The following is a 13864-nucleotide window of genomic DNA, read 5'->3' on the forward strand; positions in this document are numbered from 1 at the left end:
GGGCTACTTGCGGGTGGCGCCGAAGTGGCGGCGGAGGGTTTCGCCGACCTCGGCGAAGGTGCGCAGCTGATCCGGGGTCAGGACGTCGATCAGGTGGCGGCGTACGGATTCCACGTGGGGCGGGGCGGCCGCGGTGACGGCCGCCTCCCCGGCGGGGGTGAGCACCACCTCCGCCCCCCGGCCGTCGGCGGCGACCTCCTCGCGGCGGACCAGGCCGCGCTGTTCCATACGGGTGAGCTGGTGGGACAGCCGGCTGCGGGACCAGCTCATCAGGGCGGCGAGCGCGGTGATGCGCATGCGGTGCCCGTCGGTGGAACCGAGCACCGACAGCACGTCGTAGTCGGCCTCGGACAGCGCGCTGTCCTGCTGGAGGTCACGCGCGATCTCCGCGTTGACCAGGGGGAACATCCGGCGCCAGGCGTACCAGGCGTCCTGTTCGGATTCGGTGAGCCAGCGGGGGTGGGCGGGCTCGGGCACTTCCGTCATGGGGGCAGCCTAGCCAATTTGGTGACACATCACCTACCTAGTTGACACATCACGCACCACCGGCTTTCCCGCGTGACACATCAACAACAAGACTCGGCCCCGCACACCACACCAGCACCCCGAGGGAGTTCACCCCATGACCCGCCTGCACGTCATCTCCGCCGCCAACCGCCCCACCTCCTCGGGCCGCCCCCTCGCCCGGTGGGTGGCGGACCTCGCCCGCGAGCACGGCGCCTTCGAGGTCACCCCCGTCGACCTGGCGGAGATCGCGCTCCCCTTCCTGGACGAGCCGGACTTCCCCGCCAACGGCGGCTACGCCCACCAGCACACCCGCGACTGGAGCGCGATCGTCGACTCCGCCGACGCGTTCGTGTTCGTCCTGCCGATGTACAACGGCGGCTTCACCGCCCCGTTCAAGAACGCCGTCGACTTCCTCTACGCCGAGTGGCAGGGCAAGCCGGTCGGCCTGGTCAGCTACAGCGCGGGCGGTTCGGGCGGCGCCCCGGCCGCCGAGATGCTGCTGCCGGTGCTCAGGCAGGTCGGCCTGGTCCCCGCCGCCCGCTCCGTGGCGGTCCCCGGCATCGGCGGCCTGATCGGCGCCGCCGGCTTCGAGGCCCCGGAGGGCCTGGCGGCCGAGGTCTCGGGCGTCCTCGACGACATCGCGGCCCTGGTGAAGGAGCCTGCGGCGGCGTGACCCCCGGCACTCTTGCGCGGCACGCGACAATGGAGGGTGGCCCCGGAGGAATTCGTACGCGCAGGAGGACACGCATGGCAGAGCCCGAGCGGACCGAGCGGAGGCAGCGGCCCGCGCCGCTGCTCTTCGAGCCCTCGGAGGCCGTCGCGGACCCGGAGCACTTCTTCGACCTGGAGTCGATCGAGGACCCCCGGGAGCTGCTGGCGCGCGCGACCGAGCTGACGCTCGCCTTCCGGGCCGCGCAGAACCGGGCCGAGGAGTTCCAGGCCCTGGCGGCGGCCCAACTGGCCGACCCCCGCCGCTTCGACCGCCTCTCCGCCTCCGCGATCGCCGAGGCGGCCGAGTGGACCGAGGACTACGCCCGCCGCATGATCGAGTTCGGCGAGGACCTCCAGCGCGGCACTCCCGCGGAGTCCTGAGCCGGGCCCGGACCGCGGGGGCACGGGAGGGGACCGCAGGGGCGGCGGCCGCCCACCCCCGGCATATGCGGCGCGCAAGATACCGCAGTCAGTGCCCCCGTGTCCCCGTTTTCGGTAACTCGTGGCAACGGCCACACTACGCGCGGTAGACATTGGCATATGACGATCCTGACGACGGCCGCCACCCGCCCCGCCCTCGACGGCATCGAGGCGCGCACCGCGCCCGCCACCCAGGTCACCCCCCAGGGCGCCGCCTGGCTGGCCTCGGCCTCCGCGCACCCGGGGAGCACCCTGGCCGCCTGGGAGGGCCGGCCCGACGCCCATGCCGTGCTGCCCTGCGGGACCGCCTTCGACGTCGTCAACGTCCCGCTCGTCCTCGGGCGGCGCATGCTCGATCTGCTGTGGGAGCGCGGTCCCGGCTCCGGGCCCGCCGCCGTGCACCGGGGGCGGATGCTGCTCTTCGCCTCCCCCGGTACCGCCCAGCGGCTCCCCGCGCTGCTCGCGTGGGAGGAGTGGGGGCCCGCCGCCCCGGCCCCCCTGTGCCACGGCCACGGCGACGCCGTCACCGTGCCGCCGCTGCGGCCGGGCCCGGGCCCCTCCCGGTGGCTGGTCGCGCCGGACACCCGGCGGCCCTGGCTGCCCGGCCCGGACTGCCTCCTGTGGGCGTTCCTGCACGCCGCGCGGGGTCCGGCCCCGGTATCGATTTTTGGTTCGGCGGATTCGGATGCTAGTGTCTACGACGTCAGCAAGCGCCGCTAGCTCAGTTGGTTAGAGCAGCTGACTCTTAATCAGCGGGTCCGGGGTTCGAGTCCCTGGCGGCGCACAGACGGGAGAAGGCCCCCACTCATCGAGTGGGGGCCTTCTTCGTGTTCCGGACCGGCACCGGGGCCGGCACCGGCGCCGGCCCCGGCGGCCTCAGGTCGTGATCTTCACCGTGTACGCCCCCGACGGCGTCCGGTCCGCGACCTCGATCGTGATCCGCTCCCCCGGCACGGTGAAGGTCTCCCCGACCTCCAGGGGGGCATCGGCCAGCGGCGGGTACACCGAGCGGTCCCAGCAGGCCTCCGTGCGCGGGTGGCCGTCCAGGACCTCGATGGGGCCGCCGCCCGAGGCCGCCTCGTTGCGGACCCGGTAGACCAGGACCCCTTCCGTGCAGGTGTCCCCGTCGTTGCCGGAGGAGCCCCGCGCCTCGACCGCGATGGCGCTGCCGGGGCCCGTGCGGATCACGGCGAGCCGGGTTCCGCCCGTACCGCCGGGCCTGAGGGGCTGCGAGAGCGGCTGGAGGGTGTGCAGGGAGGTCCCGGAGCGCACGCAGTCGACCTGGGTGGCGTCCAGCCAGCCGAGCTTCCACTTCTGCCAGCCGAAGAGGTCGGGGGCCATGCCGAACTGGCTGCCCATGACGTCCCAGTCGCCGACGTAGGTGTCCCAGTCGCCCTTGCCGTCCGAGGGCCGGTGGTAGAGGTCGGGCAGGTCGAAGACGTGCCCGGTCTCGTGGGCGAGCACGTTGCGGTCCGGGGGGTGGCGCTCGAAGACGGTGACGATCCGCCGCAGGTCGGTGCCGTCGGCCCGCAGGGGGCGGTCGAAGTTGACGACCTTGGTGGCGTCGGAGTCCACGCCCGGGGCGTTCGGGTCGGCGACGAAGTACACGATGTCGTACTGACTGAAGTCCACCGACGGATCGGCGGCGGCCACCGCCTCCCGCAGGTAGGCGGCCCGGGCGTCCGGGGCCCAGTCGCGCTGTATCCCGTACGCGGTCGAGGGCCTGGGCATCCGGACCCACCGCTCCTGCGGGTGCGGGACCAGCCGGAAGCGGCCGTAGGAGGCCCGCTCGAAGAAGTCGCTCGTCGCCGGGAAGTAGTCGGCGGCCAGCTCCTTCGGCGTGACGGTGGTCTGGTGGTCGGGGAAGGAGAGGAAGACCATCACCGCGTGGAGCGTGCGCACCGGCTTGGGGTAGGCCCGGTTCCAGGTGTCCAGGCCGAGGGAGTGGTGCGCGGCGGTACGGGTCAGCGCGCAGGGCCCGCCGGAGACGGGGCCGGCGGCCACTGCGGGTCCCGCGACGAGCGACATGGCGGCCAGCGCCGTCATCGAGGTGAGGATGGCCGCCGTACTTCGCAAGCGGGAGCGGTCCACTCCCCCGGGTGTCAGCTGTCGCGGCACATCGACCTCCGGTGATGGATTCGTCCCGTTCCATCCACCTTGAGGTGATTGTCTTATTTATGCATGGTTCCCCTGCCCCACACGAGTGAGCACTACGGCAAGCCGGTGACGTCCGGCATTGACGGCCCTCCCTACGGAACGTCACGAACGATCACCTGGGATCGGATTCGGACTCACTGCGCTCACGGCCGTGCGGAATCAGTCACCGGTCGACGGCCGACACGGCGTCAGCTTCGGTCCGGCGGGACGTCAGCACGGCGACGGCCCGTGCCCCACACGGCGACGCCGCTGGATAGGGCCTCCGTCAGCCTCTATGATCGGCACACTTTCCTGCACCGACACTCACGAACACCGCGGGAGCCAACGGTGAGCGGAAGCTCAGAGGGAACCGGTTCGGCCGCCGACGGCATCCGCTCGGCCCTTACGGAACGTCACCAAGCAGTGCCTGCCGTGCCGGGCATGTCGGCGCCGCCGCCACCGCGGCTCACGGCCCGGACCGCCGACACCGACGCCGAGACCGATGCCGATGCCAGCGCCGACGCCGACGCCGACGGCAGGACCGGGACCCGGACCGGCGTCGGCCCCGGCGCCGACCTCAGGGCGGCCGGGGTGATCGGCGGCGCCGCGGGCCGGCCCGGCGACTACCGCGCCGCCTTCGACGCGGCCCACCTGCCCATGGCCCTCGTCGGCCGCGGCGGGGACGTCATCGCCGCCAACCGCGCCCTCGCCGCCCTCCTGGGCGGCGAGCCGCACGAGCTCACCGGGCAGAGCGCCGCCGAGCTGGTGGACCTCGCGGCCGAGGCCCGCACCTGGCAGGCCTACCAGGAGGTGCTGCGCGGCCGGCAGGCCCGGCTGCGCTGCACGCGCCGCCTCAAGCACCCCGACGGCCATTCGCTGTGGACCGAGATCACCCTGGGCCCCGTGCCCGGCACCCCGGACGTCCTGCTCTCGGTCGCCGACATCAGCGACCGGCGCGACCTCCAGGCCCGGCTGCGCCACCTCCAGATGCACGACCCGGTGACCCGGCTGCCCAACCGGGCGCTGTTCTTCGAGCGGCTCTCGGCCGCCCTGGAGGCCTCCGCGTACGGCAGTGGCGGAACGGGCCGGATCGGCCTGTGCTACCTGGACCTCGACGGGTTCAAGGCGGTCAACGACACCCTGGGCCACCGGGTCGGCGACCGGCTGCTGACCGCCGTCGCGGCCCGGCTGACGCAATGCGCCGACCAGTCGGGGTACGGGCGCTCGGGCGGGCACCTCGTCGCCCGGCTCGGCGGCGACGAGTTCGCGCTGCTGGTCGAGGACTCCACCGGCACCGAGCAGCTCGCGGACCTGGCCCGCAGCGTGCTGGCCGCCGTCCAGGAGCCCTTCGACCTGGCCGGGCAGCGGCTGTCGGTGTCCGCGTCGATCGGCGTGGTCGAGCGGGACGCGGCGGGGACCTCGGCGACGGGGCTGATGCAGGCGGCGGACACGACCCTGTACTGGGCGAAGGCCGACGGCAAGGCCCGCTGGACCCTCTTCGACCCCGAGCGCAACGCGCACCGGATGACGAGGCAGGCGCTCTCCAGTTCGCTGCGCCCGGCGGTGGACCGGGGCGAGTTCGAGCTGGAGTACCAGCCGCTGGTGGATCTGGAGAGCGGGGTGGTGCGCGGGGTGGAGGCCCTGGTGCGCTGGAACCACCCGCAGTTCGGCACGCTGACGCCGAATCGGTTCATCGGCATCGCCGAAGAGGACGGCTCGATCGTGCAGTTGGGCCAGTGGGTGCTGCGGACGGCCTGCCGGCAGGCGCGGCGCTGGCAGATCGAGCAGCCCAGCGACTCGCCGGTGTTCGTGTCGGTGAACGTGGCGGTCCGTCAGGTGTGGGACTCGGACCTGGTGGGCGACGTCGCGGAGATCCTCGCCGAGACGGGGCTGGCGCCCCAGCTGCTCCAGCTGGAGCTGACCGAGTCCGCGGTCATGGGATCCGCGGGGCGGCCCCTGCAGGCCCTCCAGGCACTCAGCGACATGGGCGTGCGGATCGCCATCGACGACTTCGGCACCGGCTACTCGAACCTGGCCTACCTGTCGCGGCTGCCGGTGTCGGTGCTGAAGCTGGACGGGTCCTTCGTGCGCGGCTTCCGCTACGAGGAGGGCACGCACCCGAACCCGGCGGACGAGACCATCGTGGAGGCGCTGGTGCAGCTCGCGCACCGGCTGGGGCTGACGGTGACCGCCGAGTGCGTGGAGACCGCCGGGCAGGCCGCCCGGCTGCGGCGGGTGGGCTGCGACACCGGGCAGGGCTGGCTGTACTCGCGCGCGGTGGCCCCGGAGCGGATCGCCGAGATGATCAGCGCCCGCCCGGACGTCCAGCACGGCTGACGGCCCCCGGCGGGCGCACGGCCGCCCCCGGCCCGTGGTCGGGCGCGGGGGCGGCCGGCGCTCGGCGCCGGGTGGGGGGATCAGCAGGCGCCGAGGTCCTTCCAGACGCCCCATTCACCGGTGGTGCCGGGCACCTCGTTCTGGGTCCACCACTGGGCCTTCCACTTGTGGCCGTTGTACGAGACCTCGCTGCCGCCGGTGTAGACCTGGCCCGCGACGTACGCCGGGGTGCTGCCGCAGCCCGTGGTCGGGGGCGTGGTGGGCGGCGTGGTCGGGGGCGTCGTGGGCGGGGTGGTGGGCGGGGTGGTGGGCGTCGTCGGCGGGGTGGTGGGGGGCGTGGTGGCGCCGCCGAGGGCGTCGTTGATCTGGTTCAGCAGGGTGGTCTTGTCGTCCAGGCCGAGCAGGGAGTACATCATCGCGCCGGCCAGGCCGCGGCTCTTGCCGTAGTCGACCCGGGCCTGGATGGACTTCTGGTTGAGGCCGGTGAAGAACTCGCCGTCCTTGTAGAAGTAGGAGGCCTTGGCCTGGTCGTCCCAGAAGGTGGTCGCCGGGTTGTCGACGATGCCGCCGAGCTCCTTGTAGTTGGCGATGCCGGCCTGCTGGGAGGTCGGACGGGCGCCGGAGGGGCCGGTGGCGGTCTGGGCGAGGCCGTTGGTGGTGCCGGCGGGGACGCCCTTCCAGCCGCGGTAGTAGAACTCGTAGCCCAGGGTCAGCTTGCCGGCGGGGAAGCCGCCCGCGATGCCGTAGGCCGGGTTGCCGTCGAGCCAGGAGTCGATGGCGTTCTTGATGCCGTACTTCTGGGTGCCGGGGGCGATCGGGTCGGTCGGGTCGGCGGCCGAGTTCAGCAGCGGGGACTGGTGGTACGTCGGCCCGTCGCCGTCCCAGGCGCCGTGCATGTCGTACGTCATGATGTTCGCGTAGTCGAGGTACGAGCCGATCTTGTCGGTCTCGATGTACTTGATCTTGTCCTGGCCGGCCGGGAGGGCCGCGGTCAGCAGGTACTTCTTGCCGCCGTTGGCCTGGCCGTAGGCGTCGAGCTGGTCGCGGAACTCCTTGAGCAGCAGGGTGAAGTTCTGCTTGTCCTCGGGGGCGTAGTGGTTGCCGAGGTGGCCGCCGGAGGAGCCGGGGTACTCCCAGTCGATGTCGATGCCGTCGAAGATCCCGGCCGCCGTGCCCGGGCCGCCGTAGCCGTCGGCCTTGGGGACGTTGCCCTTGATGTACTGGTCGATGCAGGAGGAGACGAACTTCTTGCGGGAGGCGTCGGTCTTCGCCGCGTCGCTGAAGTACTTCGAGTACGTCCAGCCGCCGATCGATATGTTGATCTTCAGGTTGGGGTACTTCGCCTTCAGCTGCTTGAACTGGTTGAAGACGCCCACGATCGGCTGGTCCCACTTGTCGGCGACCCCGCTGACGCTGTCGGCCGCGCTGAAGGACTTGCTGTAGTCGGCGTACGAGTCGCCCGCCCCGTCACCGGCGTTGGGGTTGTTGTCGTCGCCCGCCGCCTTGTTCGCCTCGAAGCAGGTGAGGTCGGTGGGGTGGATGTTGCCGAAGGAGTAGTTGATGACGTCGAGCTTGCCCGCGATGCCCCGGGTGTCCAGGTGCTTGGGGTAGAACGCGTTGCCGTACACGCTCCACTGGTCGTAGTAGGCGATCCGCACGCCGCCCGCGGCGGGGCCCGCGGCGGCGTCGGCGGCCTGGGCGGTGCCGATCCCGGCGAAGGCGGCCAGCGCTCCGGCGGCCAGCGCGGCCGTGGCGGCGGCCGCGACGAGGGGTTTACGGATGTGCATGAACTGCCTCCGGGGGGTGGGAGGGGAGGGCATCAGCTTCGGGTGAGAGAAGTGATAGCGATCACGGCACACCCCAGTCAATGGTTTGGACCAAAGAAGGACTAGACCACTGGGTCGGTAAACGCCCTCGTCAGAGGCGTGAAAGGACAGCGAAAACCGCCCGCCACCCCTGGTGACGAGCGGTTTAAGACTGCCTTAGGTCATGCTCCGGCAAGGTTTCGGCAACAAACCAGCCAAACCCCGTTCTTCATCGTCCGGCGGGAGTCGAGCCCGCGACTAGGGGGTCGTGGGCATGCTGTACGCATCTGCGACGAGCTCGTACGAGCGCAGCCGGGCGGCCCCGCCGTGCCCGTTGGCGGTCAGCATCAGCTCGTCCGCGCCCGTCCGCGCCACCAGTGCGTCCAGCCCCGCCCGCACCTCGTCGGGCGTCCCGTGGACGATGGTGGCGAGCCAGCCGTCGACGAACTCCCGCTCCAGCGGCGAGAAGGCGTACGCGGCCGCCTCCTCGGGCGTCGGGACCAGCCCGGGCCGGCCGCTGCGCAGCCGGAGCATCGACAGCGCGCCGGTGAGCACCTGTGCGCGGGCCCGCGCACCCGTGTCGGCGGCGAACGCCGAGACCCCGATGAGCGCGTACGGGGCGTCCAGCACCGCCGAGGGGCGGAAGCTCTCGCGGTAGAGGTCGAGGGCCGGCAGGGTGCCGGCCGCGGAGAAGTGGTGGGCGTACGCGAACGGCAGCCCGAGCTCCCCCGCGAGGCGGGCGCTGAAGCCGGAGGAGCCCAGGAGCCAGACCGGCGGCCGGGCGGCGGACCCCTGCACCGGGCCGGGCACGGCGTGCACGCGGGCGTACGGGTGCCCGTCGGGGAAGTCGTCGTCCAGGAAACGGGTCAGCTCCGCGAGCCGCCGGGGGAACTCCTCCGCCGCCTCGTCCAGCCGCCCGGGGCCGCGCAGCGCGGCGGCCGTACGGGGGTCGGTGCCCGGCGCCCGGCCGAGCCCGAGGTCGACGCGGCCGGGGGCGAGGGCCTCCAGGGTGCCGAACTGCTCGGCCACCGCCAGCGGCGCGTGGTTGGGCAGCATGACCCCGCCCGAGCCGAGGCGGATGCGGGAGGTGTGCGCGGCGAGGTGGGCCAGGATCACCGCCGGGGAGGAGCTGGCGACCCCCGGCATGGAGTGGTGCTCGGCGACCCAGTGGCGGTGGTAGCCGCGGGACTCGGCGAGCCGTGATATCTCCACGCTGGTGCGCAGGGACTCGCGGGCGGAGCCGCCCGCGCCGACGGTGACCAGGTCCAGGACCGACAGCGGCACCGGCGCCCCGCCCCGGGCGGTTCCGCGCACGGGGTCGGCTCCGGGCGCGTGCGCTCCGGCCGGGTGCGCCCCGTTCGCGCCGGGTCCCGGCGCGCCGGGTCCCGTACCCTCGGGGCCCGTGACCTCGCTGTCGCTCATCGTCGTCGCTCCCGTTCCGTCCGGCTCGGGCGCCCCAGGCGGCGCCCGTACGGAGAAGGGGAACGGCGACCGCCCGCCGGGCATTCCCGGCAGACCGGGACAGGTCCATGACCTTGGCATATGCCAGATGGATAGACCCAGGCGAAGGGGCTTGATCAAGCCATCAATCTCCTCAACACACGCTCCACGTGGGCCTCTTGATGGCTATCGTGGTAGAGCAAGCGGTAACAACCTGGTAGGGGGAAACCGTGGCGCTGAAGCCCGAGCCGACCGCGCCGTTCCACTCGGTGCAGTACGCCCTGCGCGTACTCGAAACGATCTCGCGGCACACCGGTGGTGTGACCGACGTGCAGATCGCGCGTGAGACCGGCCTGCCCGCGGTCCATCTCGCCCCGATGCTGCTCATGCTGCGCCGGGAGGGGTACGTTCTCCAGGTCTCCGACGGCGCGTACGCCATAGGGGACTCCCTCGTCCTGCTCGGCTCCGGCAGCGACCGGCAGCAGGCCCTCCAGGAGAAGCTCCAGGACACCCTGGACCGGCTGCGCGACTCGGTCGGCGCGGCCGTCTACATCAGCCGTTACGTGGACGGCGAGGTCCGCATCACCCAGTTCGCGGACAGCCCGCGCACGCCGAAGGTCCACGAGTGGGTCGACTTCCGCTCGGCGGCGCACGCCAGCGCGGTCGGCAAGTGCCTGCTCACCCAGCTCGACCAGAACGGGCGCCGCGACCACCTGTCCCGGCACAAGATCGCGCGGCTGACGTCGAAGACGATCGTGAACGAGCGGATCCTCTTCTCGAAGCTGGACAGCCAGCCGGCCACCGTGCCCGTGCTGGACCTCCAGGAGTACGCCGTGGGCACGGTCTGCGCGGCGGTCCCGATCACGGCGGGTGCGGCGGTGGGCTGTCTGGCGCTGTCCATGCCCGTCGAGCACGCGCACCGGCTGCGGGCCGCCGCCGACGCGCTGAACCGGAAGGCCGCGCCGCTGCTGCTGTCGCTCACGCTCTGAGCCGGGGCTTGAGGGGCGGGGTGCTTGAGGGGGTGCGGGTGGGGCCGGGGGGCCTGCCGCCCGGGCCCGGAAAGCACTTCGGGCGGTTCCCGGTGAACCGGAAACCGCCCGAAGATCAGGTGCGCCGCCAGGGACTCGAACCCCGGACCCGCTGATTAAGAGTCAGCTGCTCTAACCAACTGAGCTAGCGGCGCTTGCTGACAGAGAAAATACTACCTGGTCCCGAGGGGTGCTCCAAACCAGATCCGCCGGTCACCAGGAGAGGGCGGCGATCTCGGTCCCGTCGGGGGTGCGGACGCGGACCTCGCCGGTGTCCCCGTAGACCTCGTGGCGCCAGTCCGAGAAGACCTGCGCGAGCCGGCGGGCGTCCTCACCGAGGCCCTTGCCGACGGAGCCGGTGGTGAAGACGATCCGGGCCTGCCCGGTCCCCCCGTCCTTGCGGACCCGGACCTCCCGGACGCCCCCGGAGGGCATGAGCCGGTCCGCGTCGGTGCGGTGGCGGGCGTAGTAGGCGTTGAACTCGCGGGTCATGTCGTACCAGCCGTCCACGACCGCGCAGGGGCGCGCGGGGCCGCCGCCGTCGGTGGGCGGCCCGGGGGTGCCGGTGTCCTGGTCGGTGGGCGGCTGGGGGATGCCCGGGTCCTCGTCCGTCGGGGGCTGAGGGGCGCCGGTGTCCTCGTCCGTGGGCGGCTGGGAGGTGCCCGGGTCCTCATCCGTGGGGAGGTCGGGGGCGGCCGGCGCGCAGGACGGGGAGGGCGGCGGGGGCGGGGCCGCCCGGCCCGCGAGGTGCGTGCCGCAGGCCGCCAGGGCGAGGCTCAGGAGCAGGGCCGCGGCGGCCGCCCAGGCCTTCGCGGCCGACGGCGTGGCGGGCGGTGTGACGGACGGTGCGGCGGACGGTGTGGTCGTCATGGGAACCCCCCTCCGAAAGGAAGAGGCTTCCACGCCCCTCCCGGTTCCGCTCAGCCCTCCAGCAGCTCGCGGCGGCCCCGCTCCCCGTACGCCGAGAGCAGCGCCTCCACGGCCGGTCCGTCGAGCGGGCGGTAGGCGCCGGCGACGCGGTGCCAGACGGGTTCGGAGCACAGGAAGCCGGTCCGGCGCAGGGCGGCCCGGTGGACCTTGTTGGTCGCCGTGACGGGCATGGCGTCGAGGATCCGGACGTAGCGCGGGGCCATCTTCGTCCCGAGGTCCGGCTGGGCGGCGAGGAAGGCGGCGAAGGCCTCCGGGTCGAAGGCCGCGCCCTCCCGCAGGGCGACGGCGGCCATCACCTGGTCCCCCGCCGCCTCGTCCGGGACGGCGTACACGGCGACGGCGGCCGCGGCCTCCCAGCGGGCGAGGATGTTCTCGATCACCGCGGCGGCCAGGTTCTCGCTGTCGACGCGCAGCCGGTCGTCGGTGCGGCCGGCGAAGTAGAGGTAGCCGTCCGGATCGCGGAAGAACAGGTCGCCGGTCCAGTACCAGCCTTCACGGGTGCGGGCGGCCTCCGCCCCGGGGTTGCGCCAGTAGCCCTCGAAGTGGCTGCGGCCCCGGTTGACCAGCTCGCCTATGGCCTCCTCACCGTTGCGCAGGCGGCCCCGCGCGTCGAGGACGGCCGGGGGGCATTCGCGGCCCGTCTCCGGGTCGACGACGGCCAGGTCGTCGCCCGGGCCCGGCCGGCCGAGGGCGCCCGGCGGGGTGCCGGGGGTGTGCTGGATCGAGGCGCCGCCCTCGGTGGCCCCGTACCCCTCGACCAGCCGGACCCCGAACCGCTCCGTGAACCGGGCCGCGTCCACGGCCCCGGCCTCGGTGCCGAAGCCGAGGCGCAGGGGGTGTGCGCGGTCGTCGGGGCGGGGTGCGGTGGCGAGGAGGTACTGGACGGCCCGGCCGACGTAGGTGAAGTAGGTGGCCCCGTAGGCTCGTACGTCGTCCAGGAACGCGGAGGCGGAGAAGCGGCGGCGCAGGGCGACGGGGGCGCCGGCGGCGAGGGCGGGGAGCCAGCAGGCCATGACGGCGTTGCCGTGGAAGAGCGGCATGCAGACGTAGTGGACGTCCTCGGGGGTGACGCGGAAGTGGCGGGCCAGGGAGTGGCCGGCGGCGGCGAGGCGGCCCTGGCTGCAGACGGCGGCCTTGGGGGCGCCGGTGGAGCCGGAGGTGAAGTAGAGGAGCAGCCGGCTGTCCGGGCGCGGGCCGCCGGGGCCCACCCGGGCCTCGCCGGGCTTGGCGGCGGCGTAGGGGGCGAGGAGGGCCTCGTACTCCTCGGTGCCGGTCACGAGGATCCGTACGCCGGGCAGGTCGAGGCCGCGCAGGAGCGGGAGGTGGGCGGGCTCGGTGACGAGGAGGCGGCAGTCGGTGTGGAGGATGTCGCGGGCCAGCTCGGGGCCGCGCCGGGTGGGGTTGATCCCGGCGACGGCCGCCCCGGCGAGGGCCGCCGCGCCGAGCCAGAAGGGGAACTCGGGGGTGTTGTCGAGCAGCACCCCCACGTGCGGCTCCGCTCCGGGCGGCAGGAGGTCGGCGAGGAGCGCGGCGCGGGCGGCGGCCTCCTGGGCGGTGCGGTGCCGGGTGAGGACGGTGGCCGGCGCCCGGGTGGCCCCGGGGCCGGCTTCCGCGCCGTACTTCAGCCCGGGGCGGTGGTCGCCCCACTGGCGTGCGATGAGTTCCGCGACGGTCTCGGGGCCGGGATCGGTTTCGGTCGTCGTCCGCATGCCGCCGGAGGGTAACTGACGTTGCGTCAGAACTGAACGTCGGAGCAGGCGTAGAAGGCCATCGGGGTGTCGTTGACGGTCCAGACGGCGAGGATCATGTGCCGGCCGGTCTTGCCCGCGGGCATGGCGCCGCGGTGGATGGTGGTCATGTCCGGGCGGCCGCCGTTGTAGGGGACGACGAGGAAGGGCTGAGGGTCGAGGGAGGCCCGGGTGAGGGGCTTGGTGGGGTCCCAGCCGTTCTTGGTGACGTAGTACTTGAAGTCGGTGGTGGAGTGGTTCGCGGTGAACTGCCAGCGGAAGTCGAAGCTCTGGCCGGAGTTCACCTTGGTCGCGGGCCAGGTGCCGCCGCGCGGGTCGTCGAGCTGGGCGAACTCGCTGTGGCCACCGGAACAGATCTGGCCGTCGGCGGGGCCGGCCGCCGGGAAGCCCTTGTAGCCCTCGACGCTCTGGGGCTCCCACTGGATGGGGCCGCAGTCGGGGACGGTCTTGTTGGCGCAGAGCTTCTGGCGGCTGATGGGGGTGTCGGTGTAGCCGTGGCCGCTCGCGGCGGGGGCGGTGAGCAGGGTCGCGCCGGCGAGGAGGGCGGCACCGAGCGCGGTGGCGCCGGCGGCGCGTCCGGGTATGCGGAAGGGACGCATGATGCTCCTTGGGTGTGGGGGGAGTGCCTGGCGGGGCGTGCGCACACGTGGGGACGGGCGCTGGGGATGGCGGGAGTTCCGCCGGCGGGGGGCGGTAGGTCTAGACCAAGTCCCACAGTATTGACGGGAGTTGGCCCTGTCCATCCCCATGCGAAAACGGGTGGTCCGGTCGTTACCGGCCACCCGTTTCGGCTGGAGAGCGT

At 73.0% G+C, this 13864-nt stretch carries 12 protein-coding genes and 2 tRNA genes; 6 read left to right on the top strand and 8 right to left on the bottom strand.

Going from position 1 to position 13864, the window contains the following annotated elements; genetic code table 11:
* Positions 1-3: 3 nt before the first annotated feature.
* On the bottom strand, positions 4-486 hold the full coding sequence (locus ABT403_RS21535) for a MarR family winged helix-turn-helix transcriptional regulator (RefSeq protein ID WP_344156567.1): 483 nt from the start codon (positions 484-486) through the stop codon (positions 4-6).
* A gap of 136 nt (positions 487-622) precedes the next feature.
* Between ABT403_RS21535 and ABT403_RS21540 the strand changes: the two genes are divergently transcribed.
* From ABT403_RS21540 to ABT403_RS21555, 4 genes are all read left to right on the top strand, one after another.
* Positions 623-1180, top strand: coding sequence for an NADPH-dependent FMN reductase (locus ABT403_RS21540; RefSeq protein ID WP_344156570.1), 558 nt, complete (start codon positions 623-625; stop codon positions 1178-1180).
* Positions 1181-1254: 74 nt separating this feature from the next.
* Positions 1255-1599 (top strand): DUF8844 domain-containing protein, encoded by a 345-nt coding sequence (locus ABT403_RS21545; protein ID WP_344156573.1) that lies wholly within the window; start codon positions 1255-1257, stop codon positions 1597-1599.
* 159 nt (positions 1600-1758) lie between these two features.
* A complete protein-coding gene (locus ABT403_RS21550; RefSeq protein WP_344156575.1) occupies positions 1759-2358 on the top strand; it encodes a bifunctional DNA primase/polymerase in 600 nt (199 codons plus the stop codon).
* Positions 2349-2422: transfer RNA gene (locus tag ABT403_RS21555), tRNA-Lys, on the top strand. The genes ABT403_RS21550 and ABT403_RS21555 overlap by 10 nt, the downstream gene beginning before the upstream one ends.
* 92 nt (positions 2423-2514) lie before the next feature.
* Here the strand turns inward: ABT403_RS21555 and ABT403_RS21560 are convergent.
* Positions 2515-3756 carry a M6 family metalloprotease domain-containing protein gene (locus ABT403_RS21560; protein ID WP_344156578.1) on the bottom strand — a complete coding sequence of 414 codons (1242 nt, stop codon included), beginning with the start codon at positions 3754-3756 and terminating at the stop codon, positions 2515-2517.
* Between the two features lie 459 nt (positions 3757-4215).
* On the opposite strand from ABT403_RS21560, the gene ABT403_RS21565 reads away from it, so the two are divergent.
* Positions 4216-6111, top strand: coding sequence for a putative bifunctional diguanylate cyclase/phosphodiesterase (locus tag ABT403_RS21565; protein ID WP_344156581.1), 1896 nt, complete (start codon positions 4216-4218; stop codon positions 6109-6111).
* Positions 6112-6191: 80 nt separating this feature from the next.
* On the opposite strand, the gene ABT403_RS21570 is transcribed toward ABT403_RS21565, so the two are convergent.
* Positions 6192-7898 (bottom strand): glycosyl hydrolase family 18 protein, encoded by a 1707-nt coding sequence (locus ABT403_RS21570; protein ID WP_344156584.1) that lies wholly within the window; start codon positions 7896-7898, stop codon positions 6192-6194.
* A gap of 276 nt (positions 7899-8174) precedes the next feature.
* Positions 8175-9338, bottom strand: a complete 1164-nt coding sequence (locus tag ABT403_RS21575; protein ID WP_344156587.1) for an LLM class flavin-dependent oxidoreductase — start codon at positions 9336-9338, stop codon at positions 8175-8177.
* Between the two features lie 248 nt (positions 9339-9586).
* Here ABT403_RS21575 and ABT403_RS21580 point away from each other — a divergent pair, with 248 nt between their 5' ends.
* Positions 9587-10345: an IclR family transcriptional regulator gene (locus ABT403_RS21580; protein WP_344156590.1), complete on the top strand. Its 759-nt coding sequence runs from the start codon at positions 9587-9589 to the stop codon at positions 10343-10345.
* Between the two features lie 120 nt (positions 10346-10465).
* Here the strand turns inward: ABT403_RS21580 and ABT403_RS21585 are convergent.
* The 4 genes from ABT403_RS21585 to ABT403_RS21600 form a co-directional block, all read right to left on the bottom strand.
* Positions 10466-10539 (bottom strand) — tRNA-Lys (locus tag ABT403_RS21585).
* Between the two features lie 58 nt (positions 10540-10597).
* Positions 10598-11254 (bottom strand): hypothetical protein, encoded by a 657-nt coding sequence (locus ABT403_RS21590; RefSeq protein ID WP_344156593.1) that lies wholly within the window; start codon positions 11252-11254, stop codon positions 10598-10600.
* Positions 11255-11304: 50 nt separating this feature from the next.
* Entirely contained in the window at positions 11305-13023 is a 1719-nt protein-coding gene (locus ABT403_RS21595; RefSeq protein ID WP_344156596.1) for an AMP-binding protein, read from the bottom strand.
* 26 nt (positions 13024-13049) lie between these two features.
* Complete coding sequence (locus tag ABT403_RS21600) at positions 13050-13661, bottom strand: lytic polysaccharide monooxygenase auxiliary activity family 9 protein (protein ID WP_344156599.1); 612 nt, start codon at positions 13659-13661, stop codon at positions 13050-13052.
* Positions 13662-13864 lie beyond the last annotated feature (203 nt).

It is taken from the genome of Streptomyces sp. NPDC000075, from assembly GCF_040301925.1.
GTDB lineage: Bacteria > Actinomycetota > Actinomycetes > Streptomycetales > Streptomycetaceae > Streptomyces > Streptomyces polychromogenes.

What these genes read in the sequence shown, in the direction of transcription:
- ABT403_RS21535 (WP_344156567.1), bottom strand. Translation starts at nt 486, where the DNA reads ATGACGGAAGTGCCCGAGCCCGCCCACCCCCGCTGGCTCACCGAATCC.
- ABT403_RS21540 (WP_344156570.1), top strand. Translation starts at nt 623, where the DNA reads ATGACCCGCCTGCACGTCATCTCCGCCGCCAACCGCCCCACCTCCTCG.
- ABT403_RS21545 (WP_344156573.1), top strand. Translation starts at nt 1,255, where the DNA reads ATGGCAGAGCCCGAGCGGACCGAGCGGAGGCAGCGGCCCGCGCCGCTG.
- ABT403_RS21550 (WP_344156575.1), top strand. Translation starts at nt 1,759, where the DNA reads ATGACGATCCTGACGACGGCCGCCACCCGCCCCGCCCTCGACGGCATC.
- ABT403_RS21565 (WP_344156581.1), top strand. Translation starts at nt 4,216, where the DNA reads ATGTCGGCGCCGCCGCCACCGCGGCTCACGGCCCGGACCGCCGACACC.
- ABT403_RS21570 (WP_344156584.1), bottom strand. Translation starts at nt 7,898, where the DNA reads ATGCACATCCGTAAACCCCTCGTCGCGGCCGCCGCCACGGCCGCGCTG.
- ABT403_RS21575 (WP_344156587.1), bottom strand. Translation starts at nt 9,338, where the DNA reads ATGAGCGACAGCGAGGTCACGGGCCCCGAGGGTACGGGACCCGGCGCG.
- ABT403_RS21590 (WP_344156593.1), bottom strand. Translation starts at nt 11,254, where the DNA reads ATGACGACCACACCGTCCGCCGCACCGTCCGTCACACCGCCCGCCACG.
- ABT403_RS21595 (WP_344156596.1), bottom strand. Translation starts at nt 13,023, where the DNA reads ATGCGGACGACGACCGAAACCGATCCCGGCCCCGAGACCGTCGCGGAA.
- ABT403_RS21600 (WP_344156599.1), bottom strand. Translation starts at nt 13,661, where the DNA reads ATGCGTCCCTTCCGCATACCCGGACGCGCCGCCGGCGCCACCGCGCTC.